Here is an 11607-nt window from a genome sequence, read left to right as displayed (position 1 = left end):
GCAGCCCGCCCGCGAACTGGTCTTCCGCACTCCCTCCGGGCTCGCGGAGTTCTCCGCGGCTGCGCTGCCCGACATCGTGCCCGCACCCGGCATGCTCGCCCTGAGCACGATGCGCTCGCACGACCAGTGGAACACCACGATCTACTCCGACAACGACCGCTACCGGGGCATCAAGAACCTCCGCACCCTCGTGTTCATGAACGAGGACGACATGCGCGAACGCGGACTCACCGAGTTCTCACCCGTGGACATCACCGCCACCGCCAAGGACGGCAGCATCCGCGCGCTGAACGGGTATCTCGCCGTGCCGTACGACATTCCCCGGGGGTGCGCCGCCGGGTACATGCCGGAGATGAACGCGCTAATCGCGCTGTGCGACTACAGCGAACAGAGCGACCAGCCGATCATGAAGCACGTACGCGTCCGGATCGAGCCCGCGGCGAATCACTCCGACGAGTGACGCATACCGATCCCTGACCGAGGCACACGCATACAGTGCGGTGTACGTGGGCCCCGAACCCTCGGTTTCTCCGGCCCTGCTCTCCCGGCCCCGGAACCGAGGGACCACGGACATCGCCCGGCCGGGGACCGCCGTCGTCATCCGCGAGGCGGCCCCGGCACATGTGCCGCACGGCCGGGATCACCGCGCCTGCCCCATCGCCGGATCGTCACATGGGTGTGGGCTCCGCACATGTGCCCGCCCCACATAGTGGCTCCCCTCCATGTGCGGCTCTCCCTCGGCTCCGGTGGCGAGCCCTCCCCCACAGGTTCACCCTGAGGGAAGGTGCGGGTGCGGGCGGGTCAGCTGGCGCGCCCACGTCCCGCTTGTCCGGTGCCCCTACGCCACATCCGCCCACCGTTCTCCCCTTTCCTGTCCCGTACGTGTTTGTGTCCGCCTCCACGGGTCACGTGTGCGGTGCGCATCAGAGTGTGGGTCCCGGCACCACGGGATTCCGGCAGGAGCGGGTGCCCGCGCACATGGGGTTGGGCAGCGAGCCCTGGGTCCGCCGGTCGTGCGTCCACCGCGCGACCGGCGCGTCACTGCTCCGTAGTACGCCGTACGACGAAAGGCAGACCGATGACGGAGAAACCAGCCGCCACCACGACCGACTCCGGCGCACCGGTGGAGAGTGACGAGCACTCGCTCACCGTGGGACCCGGCGGTCCGATCCTGCTCCAGGACGCGTATCTGATCGAGCAGATGGCCCAGTTCAACCGGGAGCGGATCCCCGAGCGGCAGCCGCACGCCAAGGGCAGCGGGGCGTTCGGGCACTTCGAGACGACGCACGACGTCAGCGCGTACACCAAGGCCTCGCTGTTCCAGCCGGGGGTACGGACCGACCTGGTGATCCGCTTCTCGACGGTCGCCGGTGAGCGGGGCAGCCCCGACACCTGGCGCGACCCGCGCGGTTTCGCGGTGAAGTTCTACACCGACCAGGGCAACTACGACATGGTCGGCAACAACACCCCGGTGTTCTTCGTCAAGGACCCGATGAAGTTCCAGCACTTCATCCGGTCCCAGAAGCGTCGCGCCGACAACAACCTGCGCGACCACGACATGCAGTGGGACTTCTGGACGCTGTCCCCGGAGTCCGCGCACCAGGTCACCTGGCTGATGGGCGACCGGGGCATCCCGCGCACCTGGCGCCACATGAACGGCTACACGTCCCACACGTACATGTGGATCAACGAGGCCGGTGAGCGGTTCTGGGTGAAGTACCACTTCAAGACCGACCAGGGCGTCGAGTTCTTCACCCAGGACGAGGCCGACCAGATGGCCGCGGTGGACACGGATTACCACACGCGTGATCTGTTCGAGCACATCCGGGACGGGGAGTTCCCGAGCTGGACGCTGTATGTGCAGGTCATGCCGTACGAGGACGCGCCGGACTACCGGTTCAACCCGTTCGACCTGACCAAGGTGTGGCCGCACAGCGACTACCCGCTGATCCCGGTCGGGAAGATGACGCTGGACCGCAACCCGACGGACAACCACGCCGAGATCGAGCAGGCGGCGTTCCAGCCGAACAACCTCGTCCCCGGCATCGGCCCGAGCCCGGACCGGATGCTGCTCGCGCGGCTGTTCTCGTACGCGGACGCCCACCGGTACCGGATCGGCGTCAACTACCAGCAGCTCCCGGTCAACGCGCCCGTGGCGGACGTGCACACGTACTCCAAGGACGGGGCGATGGCGTTCCGGAAGACCAGTGACCCGGTGTATGCCCCGAACTCCAAGGGCGGCCCGGCGGCGGACACCGCCCGGTTCGGGGAGCCGCCGAGCTGGGAGGCGGACGGCGCGATCACCCGTGCCGCCTATGTGCGGCACGCGGAGGACGACGACTGGGGTCAGGCCGGGACGATGGTCCGCGAGGTGCTGGACGACGCGGCGCGGGACCGGCTGGTGGACAACGTGGTCGGCCACCTGCTGAACGGGGTGAGCGAGCCGGTGCTGGAGCGGGCCTTCGCGTACTGGTCCAACATCGACACCGTCATCGGCAAGCGGATCGCGGACGGGGTGCGGGCCAAGGCCTCCGAGAAGGACCCGAAGGCCGATGAGCAGGGGAATCCGGCGCGGAGTTCCCTTCAGGAGAAGGCGTGAGGTGACGTGAGGTGAGGCGTCAGTGGGGTGCACCGCCTACGGTGCACCCCGCTTTCGTGTGCGCTGCCTACATGGGTCCCGGCGCCATGTGGTCCCGCGCCATGTGGTCCCGCACCATGTCTTCCGGGTCCTCCGGCGCCCCGTGGTCCTGGCCCCTGCCCCGCCCGCTCCCCGGACCTCGTACTCCGTGCTCGCCCAGCGGCCCGACCGTGAGCCCCGCCGCGCGGCAGTCCCGTACGAGCGCCGGCACCGCGCCGAGTGCGGCGCGCCAGGTGCCGGGGGGTGAGGTGTGGTCGGAGTCGTGCAGCAGGACGGTACCGCCGCCGCGCAGGTCGGCGCCGATGAGGGCGCGGACCGTGTCGGGGTTGGAGTCGGGGTCCCACTCGCGCCCCCAGGCGCTCCACAGCACCGTACGCAGTCCGGCGCGGCGCGCGGCCAGCCAGCGGCCGGAGCTGAGGATGCCGTACGGGGGCCGGTACCAGCGGGGTGCGGGGCCGCCGGTGGCCTCGTGGATCACCCGCGCCGCGCGGGTGACCTCGGTGATGTCCCGTAGGGGTGCGGGGCGCCAGGGGCGGCTGTGGTTCCAGCCGTGCACGGCGGCCTCGTGACCGCGCCGGACGAGTTCGGCGGCCAGCTCCGGGTGCCGGGCGACGCTCTCCCCGAGCAGGAAGAAGGTCGCGCGTACGTCCAGTTCGTCCAGTTGGTCGAGGAAGCGGGGCGTGGACTCGGGGTCGGGGCCGTCGTCGAAGGTCAGGGCGACGTGGTCGGGGCGGCCCCGGCCCGCGAGGCCGGGGAACAGGGTCCGGCGCACGTCCGGGAGCCAGGTCGCGGCCGTACCGATGTGCGCGGCGGCGAGCACGGCGGGTGCCAGCAGCCCGGCGGCGGTCGCCGTACGGCGTACGGGGGTGGAGTGGGGCATCCGTCTCTTCCTCGCGGGGTGTGCTGGGGGCACGTACGGGGCGGGGCGGGCACGTACGGGGCGGGGCAGGGGGGCACGCCCGTGTCCCCCCGCTCCGTCAGCTCTTCTCCTCCCCCGCCTCCCGCCCCTTCGCCGCAGGCGCCGTGTCCCAGGCGCCGTTGACCGAGGGGGCGCCCGCGAGGCCGAGGCTGCCGGCGCCGATGAGGAGGACGCCGAGGATCTCCGGGATGATCCGGATACCGAGGCCGATGCGTTCGTCGAAGAGAGCCCAGCCCAGGGCGACGCTGGTCAGGGCGTCGCCGAGGGTGAGCGCGGGCTGGGACGCGGTGAGCGAACCGGCGCGGAACGCGCCCTGCATCAGCAGGAACGCGGTGAGTCCGGCGACCGCCGTGGCGTAGGGCGCCCAGTGCGAGAAGACGCCCGCCCAGCCCAGTTGAATCCGGCCGACGACCTCCTTGAGCAGGGCGGCGGTGACGGAGAACGACATGGCCGCCGCGAGGCCGAGCAGGGTGGCGCGGGGTGCGCCGCTGGTCAGCCGGGCGACGACGACCAGGACGACGACCACGAACAGCACCGCGCCCCCGGCGATCAGCCAGTGTCCGGCGGGTGCGACCGCCTTGCCGTCGGAGGGCGCGGCGGCGGCCAGGAACAGCGCGAGTCCGAGGCCGAGGGCGGCGAACGCCATCCAGGTGCGCCGGTCGGGCGGGTGGTGGAAGGCGATGCTGCCGACGGCGAGGGTGAAGAGGAGTTCGCTGGTGAGGAGGGGTTGTACGACGGAGAGGCTGCCCAGGGCGAGGGCGGCGCCCTGGAGCACGGTGGAGAGCAGGAGCAGCGCGAACCCGGCCAGCCAGGCGGGGCGGCGCAGTACGTGGACGAACCAGTTGACGGCGTGCCCGGCCTCGCTCTCGCTGTCCTCCTTGGCGGCGGCGAGCCGCTGGAGTACGGAGGCGCAGGCGTTGGAGAGCGCGGCCAGCAGGGACAGGGCGATGGTGAGGGCTCCCACGTCCGCTCATCCGAACCGGGCGGCGAGCCGCCGGTACATCGCGGGTGCGACCCCGCGCATCCGGGTGGGCAGGCGCAGCCAGCCGGGGACGTAGACCTCGTCCTTGCCGCGTCGTACGGCGTTCCACACGGCGTCCGCGACGCGTTCGCAGGAGACGGGGCGTGGCCGGGAGCGCTGGTAGGGGACGCCGCGCCGGTCGAAGAAGGGGGTGTCCACGGCGCCGGGGATCACATGGGTGACGCCCACACCCGCGTCCTTCAACTCGTAGCGGAGTGCGTCGGCGAAGGCGCCGATGCCTGCCTTGGCGGCGGAGTAGACGGCTTCGCCGCGCACCCCGAGGCTTCCGGCCACGGAGCCGATGAGGACGATGCGTCCGGTCCCGGCCTCGGCCATCGGGGGGACCATCCGGCGGACGAGGTGGAGGGTGGCCAGCAGGTCGGCGGCGACGACCTCCTCGATGGCCTCGCGGGGCATGGTGGCGAAGTCACCGGCCCAGCCGATCCCGGCGCTGGCGACCAGCAGGGCGGGCGGGCCGACGCGGTCGAGGACGAAGTCGGCGAGGGAGGGACCGCCACCGGGGGCGGTGAGGTCGGCGGGGAAGGCGACGGCGGAGCCGTGGGCCCGGCCGGGGACCCGCGCGGACAGTTGCGCGGAGACCTGTGCGGTGACCGCCGCGAGCCGGGTCTCGTCCCGGCCGTTCAGGACGAGCCGCCAGTTCTCGGCGGCCAGGCGGCGGGCGACGGCCGCGCCGATGCCGGAGGACGCGCCGGTGACCAGCGCGCTGCGGGGCGGGCCGTCACCGGCGCCCGGCCGCGACGCGGACGTCGCGGACCGGCCGCGGGCGGCCGATTCCGTGGTGGGGAAGACATGGGGCATGCACTTACCTCGCTGACGGCGGACGAGGACGCCGACCGTGCGGGCCGGTGCGGGTCGCCCGCGCGGGTCGTAGGGCCCCTGGTGGTACGGCTGCGGATCGCGGTGGTGGCGCGCCACATGTGGGTGGCTCCCGTGTGGGCGGCCCATATGTGGGTGACGCACATGTGCGTGACTCACATGGGGGTGGCCCCTGTGTGGGTGGCCCCTGTGCGGCGCGCGCTGCATATCGACATATCCATATATCCGTGATCCAAGGGGGTACCGACGGCACTCGCAAGCGGTCAACGGGTACCCGGCTGCGCCGTCCGTGCAACGCGGGGGGCGGTATGCGGCACGAAGGGAGGAAGGGGCGCCACCCGGACGGTCCAGTGGCGGGGCGGTAAACGGGCGCTGGGCGGGCGGTGGGCGGGCCGCGGGGAGGGGGTGCGCCGGGGGCGGGGCTGTTTGGGCCGGTGGAGGCCGGTCAATCGTTTCGGCGTGCTCACTGATCCCGTTCCGCCGGGCGCGCCCGGTCCCGGCCCGCGTTCCGGCGGCGCCTCCGCCCGCTCCGAGAAGCCTCCTACGGTGCTCATCGTCAGCGCGGGCATGGGGGCCGGGCACGACACCGTCGCCGGGGAGCTGGCACGGCGCGCGCGGGAGCGGGGGTGGCGGCCCCGGACGGTGGACGTGCTGCGGCTGCTGCCGTACGGCCTCGGGGGCGGGCTGCGCCGTTTCTACCAGGCGTCGGTACGGCACGCGCCCTGGACGTACGCCGCGCTGTACCGGGGTTTCATGCGCGAGGGTCCCGGTCGGCGGCCGAGCGGGGTGCCGTTGGCGCGGCTGGCCGGGGAACGGCTGCTGCGGTGCGTGGAGCGGTCGGACGCGGATGTGGTCGTACCCGTGTTCCATCTGGCCGCGCAGCTCACCGGGCATCTGCGGGAGCGGGGCGCGCTGGAGGTGCCGAGTGCGGTGTTCCTGCTGGACTTCGCGGTGCACCGGCAGTGGCTGCATCCGGGGAACGACGCGTATCTGTGCGTGTCGGAGGAGGCGGCGCGCCGGGTGCGGGAGGCGACGGGGACGCGGGCGTGGGTGACGGGGCCGGTGGTGGCGCCGGAGTTCACCCGTGCCGGTGCGGGGGGGCCCGGCGGGGACGCGGGGGCGGTGCGGTGGCGGGAGCGGTTCGAGCGGTTCGCCCCCGGCCGCCCGCCGGTGCTGCTGTCGGCGGGGGCGTGGGGGGCGCTGAACCGCCCGGCGGAGACGGCGCGGCTGCTGGCGGCGGCCGGTTGGCTGCCGGTGGTGCTGTGTGGGCGCAACACACGTCTGTTCCACACACTGGCGGGCGAGCCGGATGTGCTTCCGCTGGGCTGGACACCGGACATGCCCGCGCTGCTGGCCGCGTGCCACGCCCTGATCGACAACGCGGCCGGTCAGACGGCGGTCCAGGCGCTGGCCGCCGGTCTGCCCGTGATCGGCCACCGCCCCCTGCCCGGCCACGGTGCCGAAGGCGTAGGGGAGATGGCCGCCCTCGGCCTCACCCGGTACGCCCCGGACGCCCACGCCCTGCTGGCGGCCCTCACCGCGCTCGCCCCGGACACCCCGGCCGGGCGGGAGGCGGTCGCGCGGGGCCGGGCTCTCTTCACCGGGGTCCCGGACGCGATGGACTGCGTAGCGGAGCTGGCCGGGCGGCGTCCGGGCCGGTTCAGCAGAACCAGCCGTCCTGGACCCAGCCCCGCCGGTTGATGTCGCCGTAGGCGAAGCCGTACGCCCAACTGCCCTGCTTGCGTTCGACGGTGAAGGTCTGGCCCTTGTAGAGGGTGCCCATCCAGGCGCCGACGGGTTCGGTGCGGACGTAGAGGTCGGTGGCGCAGACGGTTTCGCGGACGCCCACGGTGCCGTCCGCGGCGAGGGCCGGGGCGGTGCCGAGGAGCAGGGCGGTGGCGCAGGCGGCGGTGAGGACGGTGGCGGCGCGGCGGAGTGCGGGCATGGGACGGGGTCCTTTCGCTGAGGTCGCCCGGTGGGGTGGTCGTACGCGGCTCACCGGGAGCCGCAGAGGCCAGGGGTCGGAGGCGCCGGGCGCGGGACGCGCGGCGCGGAGGCCGAGACGCGGAGACGCGGGGCGCACTCCTACCAGGAGTCGTAGCCGCCGATGCACTCGTTGCGGACGTAACCCCAGTCGTTGGGGCCGAAGTCGAAGGTGGCGGCCCAGCCGTTGTAGATGGGGTGGGCGCCCCGCGTGTGGCCGACCTTCTTGCCGTAGGTGAGGGTGCGGACGAGTCCGGTGGGTCCTGAGGCGCTGTCGTAGTTGGCGTAGAAGCTCGCCGTCTGGCACACGATGATCGCGTGCTCCGGGGGGACGTCGGCGCGGGCGGTGGACTGCTGCACCGTGACCGCCGCGAGCGCGGCGGCCGTGATGGCGAGGGTCCGGGTCAGCTTCGATGACTTCACGGTCGTCTCGACTCCGGTGTGGGGAAGGGGAGTTGTACGGGGCTGGGGTGGAGGTGGCGGGTCCGGGCGCGGGGTGCCGGGGCGGGGGGCGTGCCGGTCAGACGGTGCCGCTCTCCCACCACCAGGAACCCGAGCCGTAGGACGGGTACTGCACGCGGCTGTCGCAGTGCTGCCAGGAGTGCGTGTACGCCTCCAGGCCGGAGAACCCGCAGGTCTCGGCGATCCGGTACGTCTGGAGGGTGCTGTGTCCGGCGACGACGATGTCGGCGGCGGTGCCGTACACGTGCATGCTGTTGGAGGCGCCGCCGACCGAGGAGTTGTGCGCGACGCTGCGGAAGCCGGAGTTGATGGTGATCGCGCTGTTCCCGGCCTTCTTGCGGACGGCCTCCAGCTTGTACATCAGGCGGCGGATGTTCTCCTTGACCTCGCTCGCGCCGACCCTGCCGCCGCCGAACCCGGTGCCGTCCTTCGACTGGAACTCGCCGAACTCGAAGTGCGCGGTCGAACCGTCGCCGCTCTCCAGGCTGTTGAGGACGTTGTGGGTCGCCGGTCCGGCGACGCCGTCCGCGGTGAGGCCGTACGCGGACTGGAAGCGCCTGACCGCGTCGGCGGTGGCCGGGCCGAACGAGCCGTCCCAGGCGACGTACGTACGCGAAGCACTGGAGGCGGCCCAGCCGCCGACTCTGATCTGAAGCTCCGTCACATCCGCACCGCTCATGCCCTGTTGGAGGGTGCGGCTCCAGCCGTAGGCGGCGGCGGGGGTGGCCAGGCCGACACCCGCGGTGAGCGCGAGTCCGGCGGCGGCCGTGGTGCCCGCCGCACCGCGCAGGAAGGCGCGGCGGCTCGGGCCGGGGGTGCTCTGCGGGGTGACGCGCGTCGTCATGGGGGCTTCTCCTCGGTTCTCGGGCGGGTCCGAGCGTGGGGGCGGGAGGTGCGAGGCGGCGAAGTGCGGCGTGGCGAGGCGGGGTTGGGGTGAAGCGCGGGGTGGTGAGGCGGGGTTGGGATGAAGCGCGGGGTGGCGAGGTGGAGTCGGGGCAAGTGCGGGGTGGCGGTTCAGCGCCGGACGGTGAAGTGCCTTACGTGACAGATGAGTTCGGGGCTCCGGAGAGCAGGGTGGGCGGCGGGCTGTCGTCTACGCGCGTCGCCCGACCCCAGCCCTCCGCGCCTCAGCAGGCCGCGGCTCAGCCGAACGCCTTGACCGCCTGGTAGTAGGTCCACGCGGTGCCGTTGCACGAAGACTTGGTGGCGCCGCTGTAGTTGTTGCAGACGCGCTTGAGGTCCTCGTACAACATGCTGTCCAGGCGGGACTTGTTGGCGTCGAAGCTGCCCGCGGCCTTGTAGTTGCGGTAGCCGAAGTCGTGGCGGGCGCAGGACATGGCGAAGGGGAAGCCGAAGGGGTTGTCCGGCGAGGAGGAGCAGTAGTCCGTGGACCAGTCGAAGGCGTAGGAGGACCAGGCGGCCTGGTTGGCGCGGGCGGCGGCCCAGGTGTTGTAGCTGGAGGCGCTGGTCTGGGTCCAGCTGGAGAGCACCTGCGCCTTGTCGGCGGGCGCCGCCGAGGCGGCGGTGGCGGTGCCGACGGCGGTGACGAGTGCGAGGGCCGACGCGGCGATACCGACGGACAGCTTGCGGTTCATGCCATTCCTCCGAGAAGGGCTGCGTCCCGCCGGTCGGGTCGCAGGTTCATGACAAGATGATTGGTACGCCCGTGGCGCTTGTACAGCCCCGGTGACCAACGAGTAGAAAAATCTTGGCAGTCGGGAGCGTGGACAGATGAACGTCCGGCGCCGCTTGTGAGGATGCCGGAAAGACAGTGGCGCGGCACTGGCTGTTGCGCCGCCCGCCACGCGAGGCTCATGCGTTGTTCACGCACTCGGCCGAGAGTCCGGACCGCCCCCCGCGTCCTTCTCTCCCCTTGCTGAGGAACCACCATGTGCCATGACGGACACTGCGAACACCATGCCGATGTGCTGCCTCCCGAGGCCGTACCCGCCGCCGACGCGTCCCGGAGCGGGGTGGACCGCCGCCGCCTGCTGGCCGGGGGCATCGCCGGTGCGGCGGCCCTGACGCTGGCTCCGGTGTCGTTCGCGCGGGCGGCGGACGGCGCTGCGGGTGCCGGGGGTGCGGCCGGGACGGCCGCGGGCGCTTCCGGCACGGCCGCTTCCGGCGGGGCCGCTTCCGGCACCGGCGAGGTGACTCGTGTCATCAGCGGGCATCTGGACACCGGTGTGGCGGACTTCGTGTATCTGCCGGTCGAGGTGCCGCGCGGGGTGCGGAAGATCGCGGTGTCGTACGCGTACGACAAGCCGTCCGTCCCGGCGGGCACGCCGGGCAACTCCTGTGACATCGGTGTCTTCGACGAGCGGGGCACCGCGCTGGGCGGGCGCGGGTTCCGTGGCTGGTCGGGCGGGTTCCGTACGTCGTTCGAGATCGCGAACGACGCGGCCACGCCCGGTTATCTGCCCGGTCCGGTGGGGCACGGGACCTGGCACGTCGTGCTCGGTCCGTACCAGGTAGCGCCGCAGGGCCTGAATTACCAGGTGACGGTCACCCTCACGTACGGCGAGGACGGTCCGGCCGCGCCGCGCAACTTCCCGCCGCGCCGGGCGAAGGGGCGGGGCCGGGCCTGGTACCGGGGCGACTGCCACCTGCACACCGTGCACTCCGACGGGAAGCGACAGCCCGCCGAGGTGGCGGCCGGGGCGCGGGCGGCCGGGCTGGACTTCATGGTGTCCACCGACCACAACACGTCCGCCTCGCACGGGGTGTGGGGCGACCACGCGGGTCCGGACCTGCTGATCATCACCGGTGAGGAGGTCACCACCCGCAACGGGCACTGGCTGGCCCTCGGGCTGCCCGCCGGTGACTGGATCGACTGGCGTTACCGCACGCGCGACGACGCCTTTCCCCGGTTCGCGCGGCAGGTGCGGCGCGGGGGCGGGATCGTGGTGCCGGCCCACATGTACTGCGCCTACGTAGCGAGCCAGTGGAAGTTCGGTTTCGACGACGCGGACGCCACCGAGGTGTGGACGGGTCCGTGGACGTACGACGACGAGCACGCGATCAGCACCTGGGACCAGAAGATCGGTGAGGCCGTGCGGTCGGGCGGCACATGGGTCCCGGCGATGGGCAACAGTGACGCGCACAGCGAGCCGCAGGTCATCGGGCTGCCGCACAATGTGGTCCTCGCGGACGACCTCAGCACCGAGTCCGTGATGGACGGCATCCGCGCCGGGCGCAGCTGGATCGCGGAGTCGTCCGCCGTACAGCTCACGTTCACGGTGAGCGGGCACGCCCGGCAGGCCGGGATCGGTGAGACGCTGAAGGTCCCGGCCGACGCGCCGGTGGATGTCCGCCTCGATGTGAAGGGCGTCCCGAACGGCACCGTCCGGTTCATCACCGACGAGGGGCAGATGCACCAGGAGTCGCTGGGCGCCGCCGGTGAGGGGACCGTGGTGTGGCGTACGACCGCCTCCCTCGCCTCCTACGTCCGTGCCGAGGTACGGCACCCGATGGCGGACGGGTCCGCCGGGCAGGGCAACACGATGGGCGACGCGCTGCTGTTCGGCCCGATGGCCGCGCTGACCAACCCGGTGTTCCTGAAGGGGACGAAGGGCTGAGCGTCGGCCGTGGGCGGGCCCGGACACCCCTGGCCCGCCCACGGCCCCGACCGGCGCCCTCCCGACCGCGCGGGGCTGCCCGGTGCCGCCCTGTGCCGACCCGCGCCGCCCTGTGCCGACCCGCGCCGCCCCGACCGGCGCAGTCCCGACCGGCGCAGTCCCGTCCTGT

The 11607-nt window shown here is 72.6% G+C and carries 11 protein-coding genes; 4 read left to right on the top strand and 7 right to left on the bottom strand.

Going from position 1 to position 11607, the window contains the following annotated elements:
- Both KUM39_RS06520 and KUM39_RS06515 read left to right on the top strand, forming a co-directional pair.
- Window positions 1-460, top strand: a 460-nt coding sequence (locus KUM39_RS06520) for a molybdopterin dinucleotide binding domain-containing protein (RefSeq protein ID WP_281425633.1), incomplete at its 5' end; no start/stop codon positions are given.
- A gap of 618 nt (window positions 461-1078) precedes the next feature.
- Window positions 1079-2599: a catalase gene (locus tag KUM39_RS06515; RefSeq protein ID WP_217784423.1), complete on the top strand. Its 1521-nt coding sequence runs from the start codon at window positions 1079-1081 to the stop codon at window positions 2597-2599.
- 67 nt (window positions 2600-2666) lie between these two features.
- Here KUM39_RS06515 and KUM39_RS06510 read toward each other — a convergent pair whose 3' ends face one another.
- The 3 genes from KUM39_RS06510 to KUM39_RS06500 all read right to left on the bottom strand — a co-directional run bounded on the left by KUM39_RS06510 (window position 2667) and on the right by KUM39_RS06500 (window position 5397).
- On the bottom strand, window positions 2667-3518 hold the full coding sequence (locus KUM39_RS06510; RefSeq protein WP_217784422.1) for a polysaccharide deacetylase family protein: 852 nt from the start codon (window positions 3516-3518) through the stop codon (window positions 2667-2669).
- Window positions 3519-3615: 97 nt separating this feature from the next.
- On the bottom strand, window positions 3616-4521 hold the full coding sequence (locus tag KUM39_RS06505; RefSeq protein WP_217784421.1) for a DMT family transporter: 906 nt from the start codon (window positions 4519-4521) through the stop codon (window positions 3616-3618).
- 6 nt (window positions 4522-4527) lie between these two features.
- Window positions 4528-5397 carry an SDR family NAD(P)-dependent oxidoreductase gene (locus KUM39_RS06500; RefSeq protein WP_217784420.1) on the bottom strand — a complete coding sequence of 290 codons (870 nt, stop codon included), beginning with the start codon at window positions 5395-5397 and terminating at the stop codon, window positions 4528-4530.
- A gap of 585 nt (window positions 5398-5982) precedes the next feature.
- Here KUM39_RS06500 and KUM39_RS06495 point away from each other — a divergent pair.
- Window positions 5983-7116, top strand: a complete 1134-nt coding sequence (locus tag KUM39_RS06495; protein ID WP_217784445.1) for an MGDG synthase family glycosyltransferase — start codon at window positions 5983-5985, stop codon at window positions 7114-7116.
- Here the strand turns inward: KUM39_RS06495 and KUM39_RS06490 are convergent.
- The 4 genes from KUM39_RS06490 to KUM39_RS06475 form a co-directional block, all read right to left on the bottom strand.
- A complete protein-coding gene (locus KUM39_RS06490; RefSeq protein WP_217784419.1) occupies window positions 7076-7360 on the bottom strand; it encodes an SH3 domain-containing protein in 285 nt (94 codons plus the stop codon). The two genes, KUM39_RS06495 and KUM39_RS06490, sit on opposite strands and share 41 nt — an antisense overlap.
- Window positions 7361-7500: 140 nt before the next feature.
- Window positions 7501-7821 carry a hypothetical protein gene (locus tag KUM39_RS06485; protein WP_217784418.1) on the bottom strand — a complete coding sequence of 107 codons (321 nt, stop codon included), beginning with the start codon at window positions 7819-7821 and terminating at the stop codon, window positions 7501-7503.
- 97 nt (window positions 7822-7918) lie between these two features.
- Window positions 7919-8704: a D-Ala-D-Ala carboxypeptidase family metallohydrolase gene (locus tag KUM39_RS28525; RefSeq protein ID WP_217784417.1), complete on the bottom strand. Its 786-nt coding sequence runs from the start codon at window positions 8702-8704 to the stop codon at window positions 7919-7921.
- Between the two features lie 298 nt (window positions 8705-9002).
- Entirely contained in the window at window positions 9003-9455 is a 453-nt protein-coding gene (locus tag KUM39_RS06475; protein WP_217784416.1) for a phospholipase, read from the bottom strand.
- A 378-nt stretch (window positions 9456-9833) separates the two neighbouring features.
- On the opposite strand from KUM39_RS06475, the gene KUM39_RS06470 reads away from it, so the two are divergent.
- Window positions 9834-11438, top strand: a complete 1605-nt coding sequence (locus KUM39_RS06470) for a CehA/McbA family metallohydrolase (RefSeq protein ID WP_504740062.1) — start codon at window positions 9834-9836, stop codon at window positions 11436-11438.
- Window positions 11439-11607: the final 169 nt, after the last annotated feature.

Origin of the sequence: Streptomyces corallincola (genome assembly GCF_019104725.1) — a bacterium.
Lineage (GTDB): Bacteria > Actinomycetota > Actinomycetes > Streptomycetales > Streptomycetaceae > Streptomyces > Streptomyces corallincola.
The sequence above is the reverse complement of the archived record's forward strand: the minus strand, read 5'-3'. Positions and strand labels throughout refer to the sequence as shown.